The organism is Oscillochloris sp. ZM17-4 (genome assembly GCF_019599295.1).
In the GTDB taxonomy this organism is placed as follows: domain Bacteria; phylum Chloroflexota; class Chloroflexia; order Chloroflexales; family Chloroflexaceae; genus Oscillochloris.
This window is the reverse complement of the sequence record NZ_JAIEWN010000007.1, coordinates 95,498-119,977: the sequence shown is the minus strand read 5'-3', so window position 1 is coordinate 119,977 and position 24,480 is coordinate 95,498. Positions and strand designations below refer to the sequence as shown.

The 24,480-nt window shown below is 66.3% G+C and carries 19 protein-coding genes and 1 riboswitch; of the genes, 11 read left to right on the top strand and 8 right to left on the bottom strand.

Annotated features, from left to right (window positions below; translation table 11 throughout):
- From K2Z83_RS08215 to K2Z83_RS08200, 4 genes are all read right to left on the bottom strand, one after another.
- Positions 1–1,355: sodium:solute symporter family protein (locus tag K2Z83_RS08215; protein ID WP_220594691.1), on the bottom strand; the 1,355-nt coding region annotated here is incomplete at its 3' end.
- A gap of 27 nt (positions 1,356–1,382) precedes the next feature.
- Positions 1,383–1,676 (bottom strand): DUF4212 domain-containing protein, encoded by a 294-nt coding sequence (locus K2Z83_RS08210; protein WP_220594690.1) that lies wholly within the window; start codon positions 1,674–1,676, stop codon positions 1,383–1,385.
- A gap of 311 nt (positions 1,677–1,987) precedes the next feature.
- Positions 1,988–2,248, bottom strand: a complete 261-nt coding sequence (locus K2Z83_RS08205; protein ID WP_220594689.1) for a hypothetical protein — start codon at positions 2,246–2,248, stop codon at positions 1,988–1,990.
- Positions 2,245–4,296, bottom strand: coding sequence for a S9 family peptidase (locus K2Z83_RS08200; protein ID WP_220594688.1), 2,052 nt, complete (start codon positions 4,294–4,296; stop codon positions 2,245–2,247). The genes K2Z83_RS08205 and K2Z83_RS08200 overlap by 4 nt, the downstream gene beginning before the upstream one ends.
- A gap of 497 nt (positions 4,297–4,793) precedes the next feature.
- Here K2Z83_RS08200 and K2Z83_RS08195 point away from each other — a divergent pair, with 497 nt between their 5' ends.
- From K2Z83_RS08195 to K2Z83_RS08160, 8 genes are all read left to right on the top strand, one after another.
- The gene (locus K2Z83_RS08195) at positions 4,794–5,507 is read left to right on the top strand and encodes an XRE family transcriptional regulator (protein WP_220594687.1); all 714 of its coding nucleotides are present in this window, start codon (positions 4,794–4,796) and stop codon (positions 5,505–5,507) included.
- Positions 5,508–5,801: 294 nt separating this feature from the next.
- On the top strand, positions 5,802–6,500 hold the full coding sequence (locus K2Z83_RS08190) for a phosphatidylserine decarboxylase (protein WP_220594686.1): 699 nt from the start codon (positions 5,802–5,804) through the stop codon (positions 6,498–6,500).
- A gap of 3 nt (positions 6,501–6,503) precedes the next feature.
- Positions 6,504–7,361 carry a dihydrofolate reductase family protein gene (locus K2Z83_RS08185; RefSeq protein ID WP_220594685.1) on the top strand — a complete coding sequence of 286 codons (858 nt, stop codon included), beginning with the start codon at positions 6,504–6,506 and terminating at the stop codon, positions 7,359–7,361.
- Positions 7,362–7,373: 12 nt separating this feature from the next.
- A complete protein-coding gene (locus tag K2Z83_RS08180; protein WP_220594684.1) occupies positions 7,374–8,159 on the top strand; it encodes a winged helix-turn-helix domain-containing protein in 786 nt (261 codons plus the stop codon).
- 42 nt (positions 8,160–8,201) lie between these two features.
- Complete coding sequence (locus tag K2Z83_RS08175; RefSeq protein ID WP_220594683.1) at positions 8,202–9,653, top strand: serine/threonine-protein kinase; 1,452 nt, start codon at positions 8,202–8,204, stop codon at positions 9,651–9,653.
- Between the two features lie 293 nt (positions 9,654–9,946).
- Positions 9,947–12,139, top strand: coding sequence for an ATP-dependent RecD-like DNA helicase (locus K2Z83_RS08170; protein ID WP_220594682.1), 2,193 nt, complete (start codon positions 9,947–9,949; stop codon positions 12,137–12,139).
- A gap of 236 nt (positions 12,140–12,375) precedes the next feature.
- Complete coding sequence (locus K2Z83_RS08165) at positions 12,376–12,867, top strand: DUF1499 domain-containing protein (protein WP_220594681.1); 492 nt, start codon at positions 12,376–12,378, stop codon at positions 12,865–12,867.
- A gap of 11 nt (positions 12,868–12,878) precedes the next feature.
- Positions 12,879–13,265: an ACT domain-containing protein gene (locus K2Z83_RS08160; protein WP_220594680.1), complete on the top strand. Its 387-nt coding sequence runs from the start codon at positions 12,879–12,881 to the stop codon at positions 13,263–13,265.
- 105 nt (positions 13,266–13,370) lie between these two features.
- Here the strand turns inward: K2Z83_RS08160 and K2Z83_RS08155 are convergent, their stop codons facing one another.
- The 4 genes from K2Z83_RS08155 to K2Z83_RS08140 all read right to left on the bottom strand — a co-directional run bounded on the left by K2Z83_RS08155 (position 13,371) and on the right by K2Z83_RS08140 (position 17,349).
- Complete coding sequence (locus tag K2Z83_RS08155; protein WP_220594679.1) at positions 13,371–13,991, bottom strand: TetR/AcrR family transcriptional regulator; 621 nt, start codon at positions 13,989–13,991, stop codon at positions 13,371–13,373.
- Positions 13,992–14,133: 142 nt separating this feature from the next.
- Positions 14,134–15,168 (bottom strand): ABC transporter substrate-binding protein, encoded by a 1,035-nt coding sequence (locus K2Z83_RS08150; RefSeq protein ID WP_370650102.1) that lies wholly within the window; start codon positions 15,166–15,168, stop codon positions 14,134–14,136.
- 117 nt (positions 15,169–15,285) lie between these two features.
- Entirely contained in the window at positions 15,286–16,095 is an 810-nt protein-coding gene (locus K2Z83_RS08145; protein ID WP_220594677.1) for an ABC transporter permease, read from the bottom strand.
- A 158-nt stretch (positions 16,096–16,253) separates the two neighbouring features.
- Positions 16,254–16,378: riboswitch (FMN riboswitch) on the bottom strand.
- Between the two features lie 344 nt (positions 16,379–16,722).
- Positions 16,723–17,349 carry a hypothetical protein gene (locus tag K2Z83_RS08140; protein ID WP_220594676.1) on the bottom strand — a complete coding sequence of 209 codons (627 nt, stop codon included), beginning with the start codon at positions 17,347–17,349 and terminating at the stop codon, positions 16,723–16,725.
- 294 nt (positions 17,350–17,643) lie between these two features.
- Here K2Z83_RS08140 and K2Z83_RS08135 point away from each other — a divergent pair, with 294 nt between their 5' ends.
- The 3 genes from K2Z83_RS08135 (at position 17,644) to carB (ending at position 24,128) form a co-directional block, all read left to right on the top strand.
- Positions 17,644–19,779: a hypothetical protein gene (locus K2Z83_RS08135; protein WP_220594675.1), complete on the top strand. Its 2,136-nt coding sequence runs from the start codon at positions 17,644–17,646 to the stop codon at positions 19,777–19,779.
- Between the two features lie 180 nt (positions 19,780–19,959).
- A complete protein-coding gene (locus tag K2Z83_RS08130; protein ID WP_220594674.1) occupies positions 19,960–20,706 on the top strand; it encodes a hypothetical protein in 747 nt (248 codons plus the stop codon).
- A gap of 125 nt (positions 20,707–20,831) precedes the next feature.
- Positions 20,832–24,128 carry a carbamoyl-phosphate synthase large subunit gene (carB, locus tag K2Z83_RS08125; RefSeq protein ID WP_220594673.1) on the top strand — a complete coding sequence of 1,099 codons (3,297 nt, stop codon included), beginning with the start codon at positions 20,832–20,834 and terminating at the stop codon, positions 24,126–24,128.
- Positions 24,129–24,480: the final 352 nt, after the last annotated feature.

Here is a 24,480-nt window from a genome sequence, read left to right as displayed (position 1 = left end):
AAGGCGAAGGCCACCACCTCGGCCACGAAGCCGGGCGGGTTGATGCCGAAGTAGCCGGCCACGATCACCGCCAGGAAGATCACGCCGCGGCCGACCAGCAGCTGCTGGGACTCGCTGGCCTTGGGGTTGATCAGGCGGAAGTAGATGTCGTGGGCCACCGAGCTCGACACCACCAGCAGCAGGCCGGAGGCCGTCGAGAGCGCGGCAGCCAGGCCGCCGGCCGCCACCAGGCCGATGATGATCGGCGAGAGGCCGGCCACCTCGGGCGTCGCCAGCACAATGATGTCGTTGTTGATCGTGATCTCAGAGGTCTTGGTGTCCGGCGTCAGCTCAACCTTGCCGTCGCCGTTCTTGTCATCGAAGGCGAGCAGCTTGGTGGCCTCCCAGCTCTGCACCCAGCTCAGCTGCCGGATCTCGGTGAGCGGCTTGTTGTTCAGCTCGTTGATCAGGTTGTAGCGGGCGAAGATCGCCAGGGCCGGGGCGGTCAGATAGAGGAAGGAGATGAACAGCAGCGCGTAGCCGGCCGAGTAGCGGGCGGCGCGCACGTTCGGCACCGTGTAGAAGCGCACGATCACGTGGGGCAGGCCGGCGGTGCCGGCCATCAGCGAGAAGGTGATGCAGATCACGTCGAGCATCGAGCGCGTGCGGAAGGGCTCGGTGTACTCTTTGAAGCCCAGGTCGATCTGGATCGCGTTCAGCTTGGGCACGATGTCGCTGAAGATCAGGCCCAGCTGCGGGATGGGGTTGCCGGTGAGCTTCAGCGAGATCGCCACCGCCGGGATGATGAAGGCCAGGATCAGCACCGAGTACTGCGCCACCTGCGTCCAGGTGATGCCCTTCATACCGCCGAGCACGGCGAAGAAGGCCACGATGATCATACCGACGACCACGCCGAGGTTGATGTCGAGGCCGAGGAATCGGCTGAACACCACGCCCACGCCGCGCATCTGGCCGGCCACGTAGGTCATCGAGACGAAGACGGCGGCGATGGCGGCCACCACGCGGGCGGTGCTAGAGTAGTAGCGGTCGCCCACGAAGTCAGGCACCGTGTACTTGTTAAACTTGCGCAGGTAGGGCGCCAGCAGCAGCGCCAGCAGCACATAGCCGCCCGTCCAGCCCAGCAGGTAGACCGAGCCGTCGAAGCCCATGGTCGAGATCAGGCCGGCCATCGAGATGAACGACGCGGCGCTCATCCAGTCGGCGGCGGTGGCCGCGCCGTTAGCGATGGCGGGCACGCCCTGACCTGCTACGTAGAACCCCTTGGTGTCGCGCACGCGCGCGGCGAAGCCGATATAGATGTACAGGCCAAACGACAGAACGACGAACACGGTCGTCCACAGACCAACATCACTCATGGCAATGGCTCCTTCGCCTAGTCAGATCTACTCGTGAACGTCGAACTTCTTGTCGATCCCATCCATCATCACGGCGTACACGAAGATCTCAATGACGAAGACGATGATCGCGCCCTGCTGCACCATCCAGAAGGGGAAGGGCACATTGCCGATGTTCACACCGCCCAATGGCCCGGCGAGCAAATACCCGAGGCCGAACGAGACGAACGCCCAGATCGCCAGCAGAATCCCGATAAGCTGGATGTTCGCCTTCCAGTAGCCGATGGCCCGCTCCTCATCCGCCTTGGCAGATGAACCCTTCCGCGCTGAGCTTGATTGCATGCCGCTCCTCCTTTGAGCCATTACCTTGCAGACGCTCCAGATTGCGCCTGCCATCTGCCAATTGCCCCCATCCCAGATGCGCGACACCATGGTCGTGCATGTGTACGGCTGTGCCGCGTCGTGGCGGTCGCCGGCGGATATAAGACGCGGGGGCTATAGGTTAGATATCACGGTGATATCAGAGTACCAGGGGTTTTTGATCGCAGATTAAGTTTTCTGTAAAGTTTCGGTAAAACTAGAAACGCGCAGCGCCGGGGGACGATGTCCCCCGGCGCTGCGCGTGATGCCCACGAGCAGGCAGCACACTCAGGCTAGCGCTGCTTCTGGCCCTCGCGGTAGCGCTTCAGATGCACCACCGTACGGCTGAGCTGCCGCACCGCCTGGTGCATCTGCTCGAAGATCGCCTCATAATCATCCTCGGAGATCGGGTCATCGTCGTCGGTGAGCCGCTTGAGCTGGCTGCCCAGCAGGCTCACCGGGTTGTAGATCTCATAGATCAGGGTGTCGATAACCTGCTCAGGGAGCAGGTTATCCCACTGCTGCGGGTCCTGCCGGACAGACGGCTCGCTCATGGTGCGGTCTCCGTGCAGTAGCGGTTAAACCAGGCAAGCGTGCGCCGCATGTGGTCGGCGCGATGGTCGGGCTCGCCGGTGCGGGTCAGCTCGTGGCCCTCACGGGGGTAGCGCACCAGCTCGACGACCTTCTTCTGACGGCGCAGGATGGCGAAGAGCTGCTCGGCCTCGCTGATCGGCACGCGGTAGTCGCGCTCGCTATGGAGCAGCAGCAGCGGCGTGTTGATCTTGTGGGCGTGGGCCAGCGGCGAGTGATCCCACAGCTCCTCGTAGAGCTCCCAGGGGTAGCCGCTGAACTCGATCTCGATCAGCTCGTGGGCGTCGCTGGTGCTATGCTCGGTGAGCAGGTTGTAGACGCCGCGGGCGGCCACCGCGCAGCGGAAGCGGTCGCTGTGGCTGATCAGCCAGGTGGTCATATAGCCGCCGTAGGAGCCGCCGGTCACGGCGATGCGCTCGGTGTCGACGTGGCCGCGGGCGATCAGGAGGTCGATGCCGGCGAGGATATCGCCCTGGTCGGCCTCGCCCCAGCTACTGTGGATGGCGTCGCGCCACTGCTCGCCGTAGCCGTCGCTGCCGCGCGGGTTGCAGAAGAAGCAGATATAGCCGGCGGCGGCGGTGGCCTGCCACTCGTGCCACATGGAGCGCATGCTCGGCCCCCACATCACGTGCGGGCCGCCGTGGATATGCACGGCCAGCGGGTACTGCCGGCTCGGGTCGAAGCCGGGCGGGTAGAGCACCCAGCCCTGCACATCAGCCTCATCGGGGGCCTGGTAGCGGATCTCCTCGGTGGGCGCGACGATGCGCGCGTCGAGGAGCGCCCGGTTGATCTGGGTGATCTGGCGCTCGACGCCGTCGGGCGCGCGCACGAACAGGTCACAGGGGTTCTCGGGCGTCCCGGCGATAAAGGCGATCGTGCCATCGCCGGCGACGGAGAACTCATCGACGATGCGTGTGCCGCCGGCCAGGGTGACGCCATTGCGGAAGGTGGGCGTGCCGGGCAGGCCGATCGCGTAGATATGGGCGTCGCCCTGCCACCCGGCCACGAAGAGCACCCCCTGGCCGTCGGGCTGCCAGTGGAACTGATCGACATCAAGGTCGGTGTGCGATGTGAGGTCCTCAGGGTCGCCGCCATCGGCGGGGATGATCGCCACCTGGCTGCCCTCGGCGAGCAGACGGTCCTCGCGGAGGCGGCGGAAGGCGATCCGGGTGCCGTCGGGCGAGGGCTGCGGGTCGAAGTAGGAGTGCCCGGCGGCGGTGAGGGTCTGGGCCGGCCCGCCGTCGGCGGGGACGCGCAGGACATCGTAGTAGGCGAAGAGCGAGTCGGCCTCAGGGTCGCGGGTGGCGGTGGAGAGCAGGCTCGCGCCGTCAGGCATCCAGGCCGGCGGGGCGTGGTGCAGGTCGCCGTGGGTGATACGGCGGGCGGCGGCGGGCTGATCGATATCGCCCTCGGGCACATCCACCAGGTAGATATGGCGGCGGCGGTCGTCGAAGAAGCTGGTGCCGCTGCGGTAGGGCAGCCGCGTCACCACGCGCGGGTCGTGACGCCGCTCCTCGTCGCGGTCGCGCTGCGCCTTCGCCTGCGTGGCGGCCCACTCGTCGGCCGGCGGCGGCGGGGGCTCGCCGGCGTCCTCGCGGCGGCGCTCCTCCTCGTGTGCCTGCGAGAGGCAGGCGATCATCCGGCCGTCGGGGCTCCAGGCCGGGTCGCTCGCGCCGTTGGGCAGCGCGGTGAGCTGCTGGGCCTCGCCGCCATCCATGCGGATCACATAGATCTGGCCGGCCGTATCATCGCGGGAGGAGACGAAGGCGAGCCGGCCCCCGTCGGGGCTCCAGCGCGGCTGGCGATCCTGATGGAGTCCGGCGCTAAAGCGGCGGGCCGGCCCGCCGCCCGTGGGCGCCAGATAGACTGCGCGGCGGTAGCCGTTCGCTACACGGTTGACCGTCACCTGCACAAAGGCGACGTGGCGGCCATCTGGGCTGAGCCGCACATCCTCCAGCCAGGCCAGATCATAGAGGTCATCGACCGTAAATGGCGCTTGGTTGCTGGTCACAGGTTATCCCAAGTTCAGAGTCGCGGGTAATACACCGGGGCACGCGAGGGGCACACATCCTGATGACATTGTATCACACCGGCCCTCGGCTGCGCGGGCAAAATCTGCTCGCCGCACCCGCTCTTCGCACTGGTCTTTCGCTCAAAAACTGCCCCTATCAATCACACCATCTTCTAAAACAATATGAAACACAGTAAGATCTCACGAAATCTGCAAGATACGCGCAGGCATGCTTGACAATGCAGTTCAATAGATTTATACTTCGCAGCATTAGGGACGTATCAACATCTAAGACACTATGCCGACCTTGTATGTGACAGCATTGGCCGTCCGATCATCGTAGGGCGCGCCACTGATTCAGTGTTCTCTGTCACTCACCCCGTGTTAGACACAGCCTGAACCGCCCACATAGCCCAGCTAGCTCAGCGGCCCAGGTATTGACGCAGAATCCCATCGGTTTAGTTCACGCATGATGGATGATAGAGGAGCGACCGAAAATGTCCACTGGCGGATCCTACCCTGAGAAATTGCCACTTTCCGTACTGCTCTTCCACGCCGCGATGGGGCGCGACCAGTCGATCAGCGACTTCGCCGAGGCGCTAGGGGTCGGCCCGATCTCACTGCGCCAGTTCATCCTCGGCAAGACACAGCGCCCGCGCCAGAAGACGATCGACCTCATCGGCCAGACGCTGGGGATCTCGTCGGACGATGTGCGCCGGCGGATGGATCTGCTGCCTGAGGCGGCGCCAAAGTTCAACGAGTGGCTGGAGTCCCAGATCGAGGGCCGATTCTCACGGGCCAAGCTCACCCGCGAGACAAAGATCAGCGACGGCGCGCTGCGCAACTACCTGAGCGGCCAGACCCTGCCCGACGCAGATCAGGCCAATCGGCTCGTGATGGCGCTCCAGGTCGATAGCCTGCAGATCGCGAGCATGATCGTGGCGAACCAGGTGGCCGAGAGCGGCGGCAGCTTCGCCCAGCCCGAGGCGCCCGCCGAGTCCGAGGCGCCGCCCGCAGGCGCGATGGCCCTCGCCACTGACTCCGTGACGATGGCGCCCATCCCCGCCGACGCCCCCGCCGCGTCGGTCGCCACATCGCCCCACACCGCCGGCAACGATGAGGACCACCTGCTCTCGCTCTGGCGGCGTCTGCACCCCCAGGGCCGCCGGGCCACGGTCCAGTACATCGCCACGCTGCTCGCCGAAGGGTGACCACGAAGGACGCAAAATGAGGCGGAGGACGCGGAGGCGGCGGGCACAGGTGCGCCCGCCGCCTTCGCGTCCTCCGTAACACGCGCCCGGTGCGGCGTCGCCCGGCGGCTGAAGCCGCGGGCTATGGTCTGCGAAGGCTGCCTACGCGGCATGACTGAGGCCGCGTAGACGGCCTTCGGAAAAAGAGAGCCGAGGGCTTCAGCCCCACGGCGGCGGCGCTGGATGACAATGACGTAGCGCTACGTCGTGATCCAGTGGTTGCATTTGGCCAGTAGCCATGCTAGAATCAGTGCTATGGAACCGCACACGCCAGAGTCAGCGCCCCAGCAGAGTGTCGCCAAAGATCGCGCGTCGCACATCCCCGGCTTCGACGCCGAGGCGACGCCGCTGCTTGGCCTTGGCCTTGGGCTGACGGGCCTAGCGCTCGGGTTCCGCCCGCGCTTTGCCCCGCTCCCCCTCGCCCTCACCGCGCTCGCCGCCGCCCTCTACCGCGACCCTGAGCGCACGACGCCGACTGCCCCGGGCACCATCTTCGCCCCCGCCGACGGCAGCATCCTGCGGATCGATGAGATCTACGAGCACCGCTTCCTGCACACCGACTGTGTCCGGATCGCGGTGGACACCTCGCCCCTGGATGTGCCCGTCTGCCGCAGCCCCGCCGGCGGCGTGATCGGCTATGTCGCCCACGTGCCCGGCGAGTACCGCCCGGCGAGCGACCCGGAGGCCGCCGAGCGCAATGAGCGGGTCTATGTTGGCATCACCACCGCCTGGGGGCTGCTGATGGTGGTGCAGATCGCCGGGCCGCTCGGCCGGCGGATCAGCTCCAAGGTGCAGGTCGGCGACTCGGTCGAGCCCGGGGCGCGCCTCGGCACCGTGCGCTTCGGCTCCCGCACCGACCTCTACATCCAGCGCGATGTCGCGCGGCTCCTGATCGGCATCGGCCAGCACACCGCCGCTGGGCTGACCCGGATCGGCGAGCTCGCTTCGCTCTAGCCGATGTCCCCCCTCGGCCCCGGCTCCCCCTACACCCTGCTCTTCGACGATGGCCCCCGCGACGGGCCCGGCCTCCCCGCGCCGCTCCGCGCGATCTACGACGGCGACTGGCATCTGCCCGACCCGCCCGCCCAACGGCCATACGTCTTCACCAACTTTGTGGCCTCCCACGACGGGCGGATCTCCTTCGATGAGCCGGGGCGCTCCGGCGGCGGCGATGTCAGCCGCCACTCCCGCCACGACACCTGGCTCATGGCGCTGCTCCGCGCCCGCGCCGACGCGATCATCACCGGCTCCGGCACCCTGCGCGTGGCCCGCCGCCACCTCTGGACGCCCGGCCAGGTCTTCCCCGACGACGCCCGCACCTTCGCCGAGCTGCGCGCCGCCGAGGGCCGCGCCCCCGTGCCCCTGCTGGTCGTCGCCAGCGCCAGCGGCGACCTGCCGGCCGACGCCGACGCCCTGCGCGGCGACCCGCAGCCCGCCCTGCTGGCCACCACCGCCGCCGGCGCCGCGCGCGCCCGCGCCAGCCTCGGCGACCGCCCCGGCCTCAGCTACCACATCTCGCCCGGCGACTCGGTCGACCTCGCCGCGCTCATGGCCGAGCTGCGGACGCGCCACGGCGTGCGCCACCTGCTCAGCGAGGGCGGGGCCAGAATCTACGGCGCCCTGATCGCCGCCGGCATGATCGACGAGACCTTCCTCACCATCAGCCCGATCGTGATCGGCAGCCCGCCCGGCCGCCCGCCGCGCCCCAGCCTCGTCGAGGGGGTCGGCTTCAGCCCCGACGCCCCGCCGCGCCTGCGGCCGGTCAGCCTGCGCCGCGCCGGCGACTACCTCTTCCAGCGATCCACATTTGTCTGAGGAGCTACTGCAATGGAGCAGGACAAGGCCTACCTTGAGATTCGCCGCTCGACCGAGCCGTTGAAGGTCTGGCGCAGAGTGCTGCTTACCGACGGCGAGATCAGCATCGGTCGGCTGGAGGAGAGCGAGGCCGGGGTCAATCTCGACCTCCCACAGGTATCGCGCAAGCACGCCGCTGTCGTCGTGCCGAAGCCGGGCGAGGGGACGAGCTACACCCTGAAGAATGTGCGCGGGCGCACGGGCATTCGCCTCTATGAGAAGCTCCTGCTGCTCGGCGATCAGTGCGCCCTCCAGAGCGGCTATGGCTTCCAGATCCCCGGCGTGCTGACCGACCCAGCAGACCCCTACTTCTCGATCCTGTTCTATCTCGATAATGCCACGACCTGCCTGGAGATCGAGCGCTGCGCGCCGCCGCACTTCAGGATCTTTGGCCAGCTGGTGAGCTTTAGGCCGCAAGAGTATGCGCTGCTGGAATACCTCTACAGCAAAAAAAATCAGATCTGCCCCTATGCAGACATCCTGGCCACGATCTGGGCGCCAGATCCACGTACCCCTGAGCTGGTACAGGCATACCTTGCGAAGCTGCGCAGCGACCCCGATGAGTACTCGATCCGAAGAGAGTCCTTGAATTCGATCCTATCGCGTATCCGGAGGGAGATCAGCGAGGCGAGCGGGGGCCTGGCGCTGATCGAGACGATCCGCGGGGAGGGGCTCTGTCTGCGAACCTCGTGCATATCAGGTTTCTGCAAGGATTCGCCAAGCCAATGCCAACTACCATGTGACAACGCCACCGAGTAGAATGGGGGCAATGATCGACCGCAGCGCAGAGGGGGTGCGGGCATGGCGTTCCCAGATAGCTACTTGGCCCAATCCGGCAAATACACCCAGATCGCACTGATTGGCAAGGGGGCGTGCGGGATGGTCTACCGCGCCGTCGATAATATGGGGCGCGTGGTTGCGGTGAAAGAGGCGCGCTCATCACATCAGGAGTGCATCGATAGCTTTAAAAAAGAGGTGCGGCTTCACACGATCCTCAACCACCCCAACATTATCCGGGTCTACCATCTTGAGCCAGAAGACCCGCTGACCCACGAGCAGTACCTGATTATGGAGTATGCCAATGGCGGGTCGCTCGCCGACCACCTGCGCAGCTGTGGCCCGCTGCCGGAGCCACAGGCCATCCGCATCGCCCTTGATATCTGCGCCGCCCTGGGGGCGGTGTCCGCCAGCAGGTTCGCCCACCGCGATGTCAAGCCCTCGAACAGCTTGCTCTTTACGGATGAGCAGGGCCAGATCACAGCAGTGAAGCTTGGCGACTTCGGGATCGCCAAGGATCTGGATAAGCGGCGCGCCGGGCAGCCCACCACGCAGCTCGGCGGCCCCCACCCCGGCACATGGGACTATATGCCCCCCGAGCAGCGGGATATCAGGAATCCGGTGGATGTGCGGACAGATCTCTACGCGCTGGGCATCGGTATCTGGGAGATGCTGACGGATGAGGATTGTCCGCACCCGGCCCCGCCCGGCCCGCCATCGCTGCCCGCCGTGTCTGCGCAGGCCAGCCAGGGCATCGCCGAGGTGATCCAGCGCGCCACCCGCGCAGATCCTGACGACCGCTACCAGACCCCGCAGCAGATGGCGGCCGACCTGCGCGATGTGCTCAACGGCCAGCCGCTTGTCGCTACGCCGACAATCCATCTGCCGAGGACTTCGGCGCCCGCCGCGCCGGTGTTGCGGTCGCCCCCGCGCCGCGCCGGGGCGGTGCGCCTACCAGCTGTCGGCATACTGGTGGCGTGCGTGGGGCTGGCCCTGGGCGGGTACTGGCTCTGGCCGCGCGCGTCGACGCCCTGGGCCTACACGCGCGAGGGTGAGGCGGTGACTCAGAGCAGCGTAGGTGTGAACATCGCCCGATCACACGCGTCGGATGGGTATGTTTATGGGCAGTTTGGCGCAGCCAGCACGGCCCCATGGCCGGCGCAGCCTGGCTCCGTAAGCTACGGGGATATCACGCTGCCCGATGTCGATCACCTGTTGCTGCAGGTGCGCTACTCCAAAGACAGCCCGGCGACCGTCCCCATCCTGGTCTACCTTGACGATGAGCCGGCCCCAAGGGCGACCTTCAACCCGATCGACCAGAAAAGCTGGGATCAGTTCGTCACGACTGCGCCAATTGACCTCGGGAGGATTGCGGCAGGATCGCACACGATCAGGTTCCGCACCGACGGGCAGCGCTTTGGCGTCGCCGACCTGGATACGTTCACGCTTACCGCAGGGGCGTCGCCGGCCCCCTGATCGGCGAAGCGTGGCCTGGCTGGATGCAGCTCCAGCAACACAGTTTGTACCGCCCGGGCCTGCCCCCCAGGCCCCGCGTGCGGCTGCGCCAACATACGCCTGAGCGCAACACCGCAGAAGTCACGCTGTGCGGCGTCGCCCGGCGGGGGGCTGAAGCCCATGTGCGTTCGGTGAACCGAAACCGGATTGACCGCCCTCCGCCCGTCCGTCGCACCCGCCAGCGGGGCACCGCTAAAATAATCGGGTATACTGCCAGGTAGCGCCAATCTGCAATCTGCAATCTGCAATCTGCAATGCTTTTAGAGGGCACCCTCGAACGGATCACCTTCCAGAGCGACGACGACGGCTACCTGGTGGCCCGCCTGACCCCCAGCGGCAAGGCCTACCTGGTGACGATCGTCGGCAAGCTGATCGGCGTGCGCCCCGGCGAGACGCTCTCGCTTGAGGGCGAGTGGCAGGAGCACCGCGAGCACGGCCGCCAGTTCCTGGTGAGCGGCTACCACACGCTCATGCCGGCCACCATCGACGGCATGCGCCGCTACCTCGGCAGCGGCCTGATCAAGGGCGTCGGCCCCTCCACCGCCAAGAAGATCACCGAGACCTTCGGCAAGTACACGCTGGACGTGCTCGACCGCGAGCCCGACCGGCTGGTCGAGGTGCCCGGCCTGGGGCGGCGCAAGGTCGAGGTGATCAAGGCCGCCTGGCGCTCCCAGCAGCAGATCAAGGAGGTCATGCTCTTCCTCCAGGATCTTGGCCTGCCCACCGGCCTGGCCGTCCGCATCTACAAGCAGTACGGCGACGCCGCCATGGCCGTGGTGCGCGACACGCCCTACCGCCTGGCCGATGAGGTCTACGGCATCGGCTTCCTCACCGCCGACAAGATCGCCGCCGGCCTCGGCGTGGCCCCCGACGACCCCCAGCGCATCGGCGCCGGCCTGCGCCACACCCTCGGCCAGGCCACCGACGACGGCCACTGCTACCTGCCCGCCGGGGAGTTGACCCGCCGCGCTACGGATATCCTCGACATCACAGAGGATCTGGCCGCCGAGGGGCTTCAATTGCAGATTGCAGATTGCAGATTGCAGGTTGATGGAGAGCCGGGCTCGCAATCTACAATCTACAATCTGCAATCTGCAATTTACCTGCCCCCGCTCGCCATGGCCGAGACCGGCGTGGCCGCCGCGATCATTCGCCAGGCCCGCGCGCCCTCGGACATCGCCGGCTTCTACGCCCAGGCCCGCTGGGGCGACGTCTTCGCGCACCTCGCCGAGCGGCGCGAGATCCGCCTGAGCGAGCGTCAGCAGGACGCCGTGCGCATGGCCCTGACCTCCAAGGTGAGCGTGCTCACCGGCGGCCCCGGCACCGGCAAGACGATGACCCTGCGCGCGGTGACGGTGCTGCTGGCCGCCAGGGGCTACCGCTGCCTGCTGGCCTCGCCCACCGGGCGGGCCGCCAAGCGGCTCACCGAGGCCACCGGCGCGCCCGCGCGCACCATCCACCGCCTGCTGGAGTACGCCCCCGGCGCCAGCGGCCTGTTCCGCCGCAACGCCGACTGGCCCCTGGAGTGCGACCTGCTGGTGATCGATGAGGTCAGCATGCTCGATGTGCTCCTGGCCAACCATCTGCTCAAGGCCCTGCCGCCCCAGGCCCACCTGCTGCTGGTGGGCGACGCCGACCAGCTGCCGAGCGTCGGCCCCGGCCGGGTGCTGCGTGACCTGCTCGACAGCGGGGCGGTGCCCAGCGTCCACCTGCACGAGATCTTCCGCCAGGCCGCCGGCAGCGGGATCGCCGAGAGCGCCCGCCGGATCAACCTCGGCGAGCCGCCCGAGTTCTCGGGCCACAGCGACTTCTTCTTCTTCGCCGCCGCCGAGGCCGAGCGCTGCGCCCAGATGGTGGTGGAGCTGGTGGCCGAGCGCATCCCGCGCCGCTTCGGGCTCGACCCGCGCCGCGACATCCAGGTGCTCTCGCCCACCCACAAGGGGCCGGCCGGCGTGCTCCAGCTCAACAAGCTGCTCCAGGAGGCGCTCAACCCTGAGGCGCCCGGCAAGATCGAGAAGCGCTTCGGCATGAGCCTCTTCCGCACCGGCGACCGGGTCATCCAGCAGCGCAATAACTATGACCTGGACGTGTATAACGGTGACGTGGGCGTGGTGGCGGCGATCGATCACGGCGAGGAGCAGCTGCACGTGCAGTTCGAGGATGGACGCAGCGTGCCCTACGACTTCGCCATCCTCGACGAGCTGGCCCTGGCCTACGCCCTCAGCGTCCACAAGAGCCAAGGCGGCGAGTACCCCGCGATCGTGCTGCCCATGCTCATGCAGCACTACGCCATGCTCCAGCGCAACCTGCTCTACACGGCGGTGACGCGGGCGCGCCAGCTGGCCGTGATCGCCGGCGACCGGCGGGCCGTGGCCCGGGCCGTGGCCAACCACGAGGTGCAGGACCGCTACAGCGGCCTCGCCGGCCGCCTGCGCGGCGGGCGGTGAATCTCACACATCGATGCGGGATGGCTTTGCCATCCCGCATCGGTGTGGTTGTTACAAAGCTCTGGGGCTTCGCCCCAGACCCGGTTTTATAGTGGGTTTGGGCGGCGAAGCCGCCCCCGCGCCCCCACCGGGAGGTGGCAGTGCAACAGCCCTGCCCGCATCGGTGTGCGAGGCGCTGGCGTGACACGAATCGTGCTACACTGAATCGTAGCTCTGGAGATAGATGAGGATAACCAATGTCGAAGATCATGAAGTTTATTATCGGGGCCGTGGGCGGCCTCGCCGCGTTAGGCGCGCTAGGGACGGGGGCGCTGTTTGTGGCCGCGCGCGTGGTCGGCGCGCCCGACGGCCTCGGCGTGCGCGATGGCCGTCTGGCGCCCTGCCCCGCCAGCCCCAACTGTGTCTCCACCCAGGCCGACCCGGCCGACCGGGAGCACGCTATGCAGCCGATCACCTACGGCGGCCCGGCGGCCTCGGCCATCACGAGCATCGCCGAGCTGGTGGCCGCCGAGCCGCGCGCCGAGATCGTGACCTCCGAGGGGCCGTACCTGCACGCCGTCTTCCGCTCGCCCACCATGGGCTACCCCGACGATGTCGAGTTCTATGTGGACGAGGCCGCCGGCCTGATCCACTTCCGCTCGGCCGCGCGCCTGGGCGAGAGCGACCTGGGGGTGAACCGCCGGCGCATGCAGGGGCTGAGCGCCGCCCTGGAGGCGGTGCTGAGGTAGGGGGGAGACGCATGGAGCTGCTGCTGCTGCCCGAGGGCTACGCCGTCTGCCGGCTGCCCGCCGCCGCCGAGGCCCCCACCTGGGGCGCCGGCGCGGGGCTCTGGTCGCTCACCCGCAGCGCCGAGGAGCTGTCGCTGGTCTGCGCCGAGGATGGCCTGCCCGCCGACGTGGGCGCGGCCGTGCTGAGCCGGGGCTGGCGGGCCATGCGCGTGGCCGGCACCCTCGACTTCAGCCTGGTCGGGGTGCTGGCATCACTGGCCGCGCCCCTGGCCGAGGCCGGCGTCTCGATCTTCGCCGTGTCCACCTACGACACCGACTACCTGCTGGTGCGCGCCGACGACCTGGAGGCGGCCGTGTCCGCGCTCCAGGCCGCGGGGCATCAGCTATCGCCACTGTAAGGGCGACGCAGCGCCCTTAGGCAAGGTCAAACCAGCTTGATAGTTTGGTGGCACGTATCGCTTGTTGATGCACTCCACCTGTACCCTGTACCCTGTACCCTTGTCTTACGCGTCAATCGCCATCGCGCGCAGGAAGCCCTGGATCGTCTGGTCGGCCATCTCCCTGGGTGAGACGTCCTGGATCTCGGGCTGCTCGAAGATATAGTTGGTGAGGGCGTAGGCGAGGATCGGGCCGACCAGCATGCGCGCGGCGATCTGCGGGTTCATGCGGCGGATCTTCCCGGCGTCCATCTGGCGCTCCAGGTAGGTTGCCAGGATGCCCAGCCCGCGCCCGGGGCCGATCTCGCTGACCATGTGCGCCACCCGCTTGTTACGTATCGACTCGGCGAGCACGACGCGGGCGATCGCCAGCGTTGGCCATAGGGTGAGCGCTTCCAGCAGCTTGTCCGCCAGCTCGGGCAGCGCCTGCTCCGGTGGCTGATCCAGCATCGTCTCGGCCGAGTCCATGATCTTGATCAGCGCCATGCGCTGGAGCACCACCTGGTGCAGCAGATCGACCTTATCCTTGAAGTAGTGGTAGATCAGCCCCGGCGAGCCGATCTTGGCCGCCTCGGCAATATCTTTGTTCGAGGCTCCGTCGAAGCCTTTTGCGGCGAATGCCTCCAGGGCGCCATCGATGATCTGCTGGCGTCGTTCCTCGTAGTCTTGCTCATCGCGTGGCGGCATAGCGCGTCTCCGTACACTATTGATTGACCAGTCAATCAATAGTGTACCGCCACTATGACCTCACGTCAAGGATTCCGCATAAATTCTCTATACATAGACAAAAAGGCCAGCGAAGCTGGCCTTTTTGTCTATGTATAGAGAATTACTTAATGAACTCGTTGGTGAAGGCCGCGCTCACATCGACCGGCCCGGCCAGGATCTTGGCGTCGCGCATGAACTGCTCGGTCTTCGCCCAGAGGTCGGCGTCGGTGAAGCCGAGCCCCTCGCTGGCGGTCTTGGCGCTCGACCAGTAGGGCAGGCTCTCCTGGAGCACCTGGCGCTGGAGCGTGGGGTCGCCCAGCTGGGCCTCGGGGATGAAGGTGAGGCTGGTGGTGTAGGCCTCGTCAGGGTTGTCCAGGGTGTCCCTCAGGCCGCGCAGCGAGGCCATGATGAATCCGCGCACCAGCTGCGGGTCCTGCTGGATGAGCGCCTCGCTGGCGACGATCCCGTTGGCCGCCAGGTCGTAGATATCGGCGACGCGCAGCACGTCCACCTGCTCGCCCTGCTGGCGCAGGATGACTGGCTCATTCATAGCGTAGCCGATCGCCACCTGGACCTTATCCTCAAGCACGGTCTGGGCCTGGGTGAAGCCGATCTCCTGCACCGTCATGGCGCTCTCGTCGAGCTTGTTGGCGTAGAGCACGGCCATCAGGGCGTAGAGGCTCTCGCCGAAGCGCCCCGGGATGCCGACCGTCTTGCCCTTCAGGTCGTCCACGCTCTTCAGCCCGGTGGACGACTTGGCGAAGAAGACCACCGGGAACTGCTGGTAGAGCGTATCGACCGTCTTCACCGGCAGGCCCTGCTGGCGGGCGAGCAGCGTCGAGGTGCCGCTGGCCGTAGCGAACTCGACCTTGCTCTCGGGCCAGGAGGCGGCGCGCTGGACGACGTCGTTCTCGAAGTTGTAGTCGAAGACGACCTCGATCCCGGCATCTTTGTAGTAGCCCTTGGCGGCGGCCACATAGTAGGGCGCGAACTGGACGTTGGGGATATAGGACATGGCCAGGGTCACCTTGCGCAGCTCTGTGGCGGGGGCATTTGTCGCAGCAGGGGCATTTGTCGCAGCGGGCGCGGCGGGCGTAGCCCCGCAGGCCGCCAGAGTCAGGGCCAACGTCGCGATCAGCAGAAGACGGTTGAGCACAATGCACTCCTTTATTGGGAGAGGCGCGGAGAGGGCTTGTCCCTCTCCGCAAAAACCTCTTTCCATCCTTGATGTCGGAGTCTTGCGGAGAGGGCTTGTCCCTCTCCGCAAAACTCCTCACGCCTCCCATGTCACCAGCAGCCGCTCCAGCAGCGTGGCGATCAGGTAGAGGCCGAGGGTGATCGCGGCCAGGGTGATCAGGGCCACGAAGATCAGGGGCGTGTCGAAGAGCCCGCGGGCGATATTGATCAGCGCGCCGAGGCCATCGCGCCCGGCCACAAACTCGCCCACCACGGCCCCGGTGGTGGCCAGGGCCAGCCCGGTGCGCACCCCGCCGAAGATCACCGGCAGGGCCAGGTAGGCCTCGACATAGCGCAGCATCTGCCAGCGGCTGGCCCCGCTGATCAGGGCCATCTCGCGCAGCTCGCGCGGGATGCCGCGCAGGGCGATCACCGTGCTGAGCAGGATGGGCAGGAAGGTGATCAGGGCGGCGATCAGCAGCTTCGACTGGAGGCCCGGGCCGAACCAGAGGATGATCAGCGGGGCCACCGCCAGCACCGGCACCGACTGGCTGGCCGCCAGCACCGGGGACAGGGCGCGCTCCAGCCAGGGGATGTGGGCCAGCACGTAGCCCAGGCTCAGCCCGAGGGCGAGGGCGATCCCGAAGCCGCCCAGGGCCTCGACCAGGGTGGCCGAGCTGTGCTGCCAGAGGATGCCGCTCGTCGCCGCCGACGCCAGCCGCTCCAGGACCAGGCCCGGCGCGGGCAGGATGAAGGCGCGGTAGCCGCCGACGCTCACCGCGGCCTGCCAGATCGCCAGCAGGCCGATGATCGTCGCCGGCAGGCCGACCCACTGCGCGCTGAGCCGCCGCCGCTGCGGGGACTCAGGCTCTGTCGTCATACGCTGGATGGGTAAGGTCTGCTGCATAGCCGTCGCTCCGTGGCCTGGGGCAACAAAATGCCCCGAGGCCATTGGCTTCGGGGCGGACAGACAGGTACGTCAGCGCAGCGGCCGTGGCCGCCACACCGGGTAGCACGGTGCGCAGGAGCACACCCCAAAGGTGCGCGCAGTGCGCCCGTCGTCTGCACGATCTCCTTTACATCCGGACTGTAACCGTCGGCCCCGGAGTCTCACCGGATCATGCGTGCCTCGCAACACGCTCGTGGGCTGTACCACCGATCGGGAATTTCACCCTGCCCCGAAGATCGTCGATAAGTTTGAGGTTATGATAGCACTAGCTTGCGAAAGCTGCAAGCGCTATGCCGCCCGTAGGGCCACGCCATCGTCATCCATGGACACCGCCGCGGCCACCGAAAGATGCCGCTGGCAGGTGCCAGCGTCCCCTTCTGTCCGCCCCTAAACCGGTGGGGGGGTGGGGGCGGCTTCGCCGCCCCCTATACGCATCAAGCTAAGCCAGAATAGCCAAGGAAGCTCTTTTCCATGGGGGGGATCGCTGCCTCACGAGAGATCTTACCATACCTCACCGAAGATCGTACGCACGCTGCTTGTTGCGTATGGTGTGGCTGGCCTGCCAGATGCGCCAGATTCGGCACATCACTCCTCCCCATTCGGCACCACCGTGCGGGCCACGCCCAAGGGGCGCGGCACGTTCGCCGGTGACAGCACCTCGTCCTGGAGCCAGTGGTCATCAAACGTGGTGACCATCGTCGTGCGCCACGTGGCGATCCGCCGCTGGAGCGTGCGCAGCTGCATTGGCGCATACTGATCGGGATAGCGCTGTTGGAGCTCCGCGAAGAGCGATTTGGCGGTGCGCGTCGGCGCGGCTTCCAGCCACTGCTCAATCTCAGCCCAAACCGTCGCAAAGGGGTCGAGCCGTGTCCGCCACCAGCGCGGAAGCGCCGTCTCTGCACGATGGTAGGCGCGCTTCTGGTGGCGCAGCAGTGGTGCGGCGGCCTCCGTCTGCGGCAGTGTAGCGCCCACGCCATCTGCCTCGACCACAAACCGCACCGGTGGCAGCGGGCCGTGGTCGTTGGCGGCTCCATCCCGCACAAGAGCTTGTGACCACAGCGCCGCCTGTAGCTGGCCGATCTGCGCGAGCAGGCGCACCGGATCAAGCGCGTCAACGATCGTGTCCATCCGTGCGCGCACGTCGTCGCTCAGCACGGACGCGGCACACAGACGCGCAAAGGGCGTTTGGGCCGGCAGATAGATCCGCTGCACGGCCTTGCCCGTCTGCCGCTTCTCCTTCAGCTTCAGCGAGGGCTGAAAGAAGTTGTTAGCGCGAATAAGCGCTGGGTCAAGCCCCACCGGCTGGCGACAAACCATGTCTAACAAGAAATTCTGGGGGGGCCAGGGCTTACGTTGATGCGCATGGGGGCCAGCCCCAGGGCGTTGCAGCAGCCCTGCCAGCGTCCCCTCGGAAGTTGACAGCCGGATGTCTTTTTTCTACAATGAATGGCTGTGCTCTATAAGTATTATATGTGTGACTGATTTCACATAATCTACAGAGGCTTCATGACGCACCGTAATGAGAATAATCAGCCACATCATGACGCGCACAAGACGAGAGCGACGATATGGGAATGGCTGTTCGTGTCAGCCATCAGCGTGATAGCCACATGCTGGCTGTTCATCCGTGTTCTGGGCTCGATGAATAGCGTGGTTGCCGCAGATGGCTATATAGGTATCAATGACGGCTATCAAAATGTCTGGATGCTCTGGTGGACTGCAGAGGCGCTCCGGCGCGGCACAAACCCCTTCTTGACCGATAGCATCTTTTATCCGCTACAGATCAATCTATTTTGGCAGACCTTAAATATCACGAATGGGCTGCTCGCGCTGCCGGTCACCTATGGATTCGGGCCGGTGGCCGCCTACAATGCTGTGGCAATGGCCAGCTTTGTCTGTAGCGCGCTGGCGATGTATTGGCTGGCCCGTGTGCTGACTGGCTCCCCGGTGGGCGCAGGCTGCGCAGCGATGATCTACGCATTCTCGTCGTTTCATGTGGGCAAGCTCTTTGATGGCCAGCTTGAGATTATGAGCATCCAGTACTTTCCGCTCCTGACCCTCGGCTTATTCTATAGTAGCAGTAGGAAATCCTGGATTGCCGCGCTTATGAGCGGCCTGCTGATCGTGTGGATTCTCTTAACGAGCCTGTACTATGGTTTTTTTGCATTAGTATATATTGGCCTATTCAGCGCTGTGTTTGTGTTAGTGTATCGGCCACCGTATCGTGAGGTGTTGCGCCTGGCCGGGCGGCTGATCGTGATCGCGCTGCCACCTATAATCCTGTTGCTCTCGCAGATTCGGGAGATCCTGAATGATACTGGCCCTGAGAATGGAGGCGACATACGCCAGATCTTGCACTCCGCGACGCCGCTAGATTTTTTCCTGCCAAGCCCGCACCATCCGCTGTGGGGCGATGCGGTTGTGGCGATCCAGTCGTACCTGCATCCAGGGGCGGTCATGGTGAATATCTCGCTCGGCACCCTGATCTGGCCCCTCGCGATTATCGGGGCGGTCGCGCTGTTTCGCCAGCGGCAGGCGCGCCTGCATAGCGTGCTGGTTATCAGCAGCATGCTGCTTGCCCTGGGCCCCTGGCTTGTCTGGAACGATCATACTACCTCCATTCCGCTGCCATATGTACTGCTCAACCTTCTGCCAGGTGTCCGATCTGGGCAGCGGCCAAACCACTTTATTGTTATTGCTGCGGTTCATCTGTGTCTGCTCGCAGCCTTTGGTATACAGTGGCTGCTCGCCAGATCCCGGCCCAGCGGGAGGATCGTGCTGCTCGGCGCGCTCGTTGGTTTGCTGATAATTGATCTTCTCCCGGTTCCCGTTCCTGGGGTGACATATCATCTTCCGCCGGTCTACAGTGCGATCCCGCCCGGCTCCGGCGCTATCCTTGAGATGCCGTTTCAGATGGATCAATCCGGCCCGCTCTTTGCCCAGATCACCCACCGCCGGCCGCTGATCGGGAGCTATATGGCGCGCACGCCGGAATACCCTTTTAATCGGGTGGATGGTATCTCAATGGTTTGGTTTGGCAAATCAGAGCCGACTATCCTGAGCGATGACTGGCTGCAATCGTTGATCTCGGCGATGAGCGCACAAAATATCGACTATATCTTGGTTCACCGCGATCTGCTTAGCTCAAGGTATGAGCGAATCGCAGATCAGCTTGCTAAGCGCTTCGTGCTCGCCTACACCGATGATCAGACAACGCTCTATCAGCGGCCGACCCTGGCGCAGCCGCAGATAACGATCGCGCTCGACACGGGCTGGTATGAGTTAGAGCGCGTGGGTGCGGATCGCTGGCAGTGGACGAGCAAAAGGGCGACGATCTCTGTGTTTAACCCGTACCCATCTACCCGAACTACCCAGTTCGAGCTGCGCATGCGCTCGTATGATTCCTCCAAATCCGTCGCCGTATCGCTGCGGCAGGCCGCCGTAGCCCCCGTCGCTATCGGCACAATTCCCATCGCCCCCGCCTATCGCACCTATCGCCTTCTGGTGGCTGTGCCACCCGGCTACTCGCAGCTTCAGCTGGAGGTAGATCAGACCGAGCGCGCTCTGCCAGATACACGGCGGCTGGGGGCTCTTGTGCAATTGATGAGCCTAGTGGATCTCCCGAGCGGCATGGCCCCGTGATCAGGTGGTATGCGCGCCGCTGCGAGTGTGTGGAACTTCGGGCGAAGGCGGCGCGTACATAGAGCGTGCGTGAGCGCCCATGTGCTACTCGCTCGTTCGCTGGGGTGCTAAGATGGTGTTGCTGTCTGGGGCCCGACATTGGAGGGCGGGCCGCCCTGCAGTAGCAGATTTGGAGGAAGTATGCTCCGCTCGCTTCGTCGTATGGTCGCCCCGCTCTCGCTGGCCCTGCTCCTCTCGCTCGCCGCCTGCGGCGGAGGAGGCCAGGCCGCCGCGCCTACGTCGCCCCCCGCGCCGACGGAGGCCCCCGCGCCCACCCGCACGCCCCGGCCCACCCGTGAGCCGACCGCCGAGCCCGAGCCGACCGCCGAGCCCGAGCCGACCGCCGTCGTCCTCATCGACGACACGCCCACCAGCGCCCCCGCCGCCGGCGAGCTCCAGCCGGTTGACATCGGCCCCCTTGAGACCTACGCCCACGACTCCGGGGTCTTCCAGATTGACATCCCCAACAACTGGGCGATCCAGGACAGCAGCAAGCCCGACGAGCTCATCCTGGTCTGGACCGACCCGAGCCGCAACGGCGCGGTGATCGTCGATATCTACGAGGACTCCAGCACCTACACGGACGATGATCTGACCAGCACGCTCACAAAGTACCTGGAGAACAGCTTCGGCAGCCAGCCCGACTTCTTCACCGACGATCCGACGCCCCAAACTGATGGCAGCATCCTGATCGTCTGGGGCTACACCGCCACCGCCGACAACGGCGTCAATGCGGATCTGCTCGGCAACACCTTCATCGAGCAGCGCGGCAACAAGATCTCGCTGCTCAGCACGCTGGTACCCTCGGACCAGTTCGACAGCCTGGTCGATCAGACCAATGAGATCATCAACGCCTACAGCATCGACACCGAGGCGTCGATCCAGTAGCGCTGCGTCCCGCTGGCCTTCGATAGGGGTTTCGCCGCCCCCGCGACCGTGTCGCGGGGGCGGCGAAACCCCTTATGTTATAATCGCCGCCAATAGCACATACCCAGCGAGGAGCCACTCTCACGATGCCCAGGCGCACTGATCTCCATACGATCCTTATCCTTGGGTCTGGCCCGATCGTCATCGGCCAGGCCTGTGAGTTCGACTACTCTGGCGCACAGGCGTGCAAGGCCCTGCGCGAGGAGGGCTACCGCGTCGTCCTGGTCAACTCGAACCCGGCGACGATCATGACCGACCCCTCGCTCGCCGACGCCACCTATATTGAGCCGCTGACGGTGCCGAGCCTAGAGCGGATCATCGCCAAGGAGCGCCCCGATGCCATCCTGCCCACCGTCGGCGGGCAGACGGCGCTGAACCTGGCCGTCGACCTGCACGACGCCGGCGTCCTTGAGCGCTACGGCGTCGAGCTGATCGGGGCCTCGGTGGAGGCCGTGCGCGTGGCCGAGGACCGCCAGCTCTTCAAGGATAAGATGCTTGAGATCGGCCTGGAGGTCGCCCGCAGCGGCACCGCCCACACCCTTGACGAGGCCATGGCCGTGGTCGCCAGCACCGGCTTCCCGGCGATCATCCGGCCCTCCTTCACCCTCGGCGGGGCCGGCGGCGGCATCGCCTACAACATCGAGGAGTTTAAGGAGATCGTCGAGGGCGGCCTCGACGCCTCGCCCGTCACCCAGGTGCTGGTCGAGGAGAGCGTGCTCGGCTGGAAAGAGTTCGAGATGGAGGTGATGCGCGACCGCATGGACAACGGCGTGATCATCTGCTCGATCGAGAACATCGACCCGATGGGCGTCCACACCGGCGACTCGGTCACCGTCGCCCCGGCCATGACCCTGACCGACCGCGAGTACCAGCAGATGCGCGACCAGTCGCTGGCCGTGCTGCGCGCCGTCGGCGTGGAGACGGGCGGCTCGAACGTGCAGTTCTCGGTCAACCCGGCCGACGGCCGGATCTATGTGATCGAGATGAACCCGCGCGTCTCGCGCTCCTCGGCCCTGGCCTCCAAGGCCACCGGCTTCCCGATCGCCAAGATCGCCGCCAAGCTGGCCGTCGGCTACACCCTCGACGAGCTGCCCAACGATATCACCCGCGAGACGCCGGCCTCCTTCGAGCCGACCCTCGACTATGTCGTCGTGAAGATCCCGCGCTGGACGTTTGAGAAGTTCCCGCAGGCCGAGCAGACCCTGACCACCAGCATGAAGTCGGTCGGCGAGGTGATGGCGATCGGCCGCACCTTCGCCGAGGCCTTCCAGAAGGCCTGGCGCTCGCTGGAGCAGGGCCGCATGGGCTGGGGCGCCGACGGCAAGGAGAAGATCAACCCCGAGCGCCTGCGCGAGCGGCTGATCACGCCCCACCCCGACCGCTACTTCTACATCCGCTACGCCCTCCAGAGCGGCATGACGGTGGACCAGGTCGCCGCCCTGACCAAGATCGACCCCTGGTTCCTCGACCAGCTTGAGCAGATCCTCAACCTGGAGGGCCGCCTGCGCGCCTTCGACCTGGGGACGCTGCCGGGCGACCTGCTGCGCCAGGCCAAGCGCATGGGCTTCGCGGACGCCCAGCTGGCCCACCTGCTCAGGGTGCCGGTGCTCGGCCACTCCTGGGGCGCCGAGATCACCGTGCGCGCCCGCCGCAAGGAGCTGGGCATCCTGCCCACCTTCCACCGCGTCGACACCTGCGCCGCCGAGTTCCCGGCCTTCACGCCCTACCTCTACAGCTCCTACGAGAGCGAGAGCGAGGCCGACCCCACCGACCGCAAGAAGGTACTGATCCTCGGCAGCGGGCCGAACCGGATCGGCCAGGGCATCGAGTTCGACTACTGCTGCTGCCACGCCGTCTTCGGCCTGCGCGACATGGGCTTCGAGACGATCATGGTCAACTGCAACCCCGAGACGGTCTCGACCGACTATGACACGGCCGACCGGCTCTACTTCGAGCCGCTGACCCTGGAGGACGTGCTGAACGTGATCGACGTGGAGCGTCCCGACGGGGTGCTGGTGCAGTTCGGCGGGCAGACGCCGCTGAAGCTGGCCCGCGCCCTGGAGGCGGCCGGCGTGCCGATCTGGGGCACCTCGCCCGATGCGATCGACCTGGCCGAGGACCGCGACCGCTTCGGCGCCCTGCTCGACCGCATGGGCATCCCGGCGCCGGCCCACGGCAGCGCCAGCTCCTGGGAGGAGGCCCGCGCCGCCGCCGCGCAGATCGGCTACCCGGTGGTGGTGCGCCCCTCCTACGTGCTCGGCGGCCGGGCCATGGCGATCGTCTACGACGAGCAGAGCCTGGAGCGCTACATGCGCGAGGCGGTCGACGCCTCGCCCGAGCACCCCATCCTGATCGACCGCTTCCTGGAGGACGCCTTCGAGATGGATGTGGACGCCGTGAGCGACGGCGAGACGGTGATCGTGGCCGGGATCATGGAGCAGATCGAGCTGGCCGGCGTCCACAGCGGCGACAGCTCCTGCGTCATCCCGACCTACATGGTGGCCCCCGAGCACGTCGAGACCATGCGCCGCTACACCGAGCGGCTGGCCCGCGAGCTTGGCGTGGTCGGCCTGATGAACATCCAGTACGCCATGAAGGACGGCGTGGTCTACGTGCTTGAGGTGAACCCGCGGGCCTCGCGCACCATCCCCTTCGTGGCCAAGGCCACCGGCACGCCCTGGGCGCAGATCGCCGTCAAGGCCGTGGCCGGGGCGAAATTGCAGATTGCAGATTGCAGATTGCAGATCAGCATCGATGGCAATCTGCAATCTGCAATCTACAATCTGCAATTTGAGCTGATGGATGGCACCCCGCGCTACCACGTCAAAGAGGTCGTGCTGCCCTGGGCCCGCTTCCCCGGCGTGGACACCCTGCTCGGGCCGGAGATGAAGTCGACGGGCGAGGCCATGGGCAGCGGGGCCAGCTTCGGCGAGGCCTTCGCCAAGGCCCTGCTCGGCTGCGGCCAGCTCCTGCCGCTCCAGGGCAACGCCTTCCTCAGCGTGAACGACCGCGACAAGGAGAACCTCGTGCCGATCGCCCGCGACCTGGCCGGCCTGGGCTTCACCCTGCTGGCCACCGGCGGCACGGCGGCCGCCCTGCGCGCGGCCGGCCTGGAGGTCACGTCGATCTACAAGGTCAACGAGGGCCGGCCCAACGCGGTGGACTACATCAAGAACGGCCAGATCGCCATGATCGTCAACACGCCGCTCGGCAAGGCCAGCTTCTTCGACGAGGTCTCCATCCGCCGGGCGGCGATCACCTACGGCGTGCCCAGCCTGACCACCCTCTCGGGCGCGGCCGCCGCCGTGCAGGCCATCCGCGCCCTGCGCGATGATGTCTGGACGGTGGAGAGCCTCCAGGAGCGGGCCGGGCCGCGCGGGTGAGGTGAGCGCGTAGGGGTGGAGCAACGTGTCCGCCCACCATGCGGATTATTGCCGCATTGGCCCGGCGCCATGCGGGCGACCACGCGGGGTCGCCCCTACGGCCCCCGGGATCGATGGGTGCGACGGAAGTTTCTGCATGCGGGCGGGCGGCTGAAGCCGCGCCGGGGAGCCCTGCGGCCGCCCGCCTTCGCGGGCGGTTCCGGCGTCGGCGCAGGCCGACGCCCGGCGCGCAGCGCCCCGGCGACGCGGCTTCAGCCGCCCGCCCGAGGATACGCTGAAGACGTTACGCCCCCCGGGATCGATTTCCAATGATGTACCGTAACGTACACCGGCTATACTGCGCCACAGGATG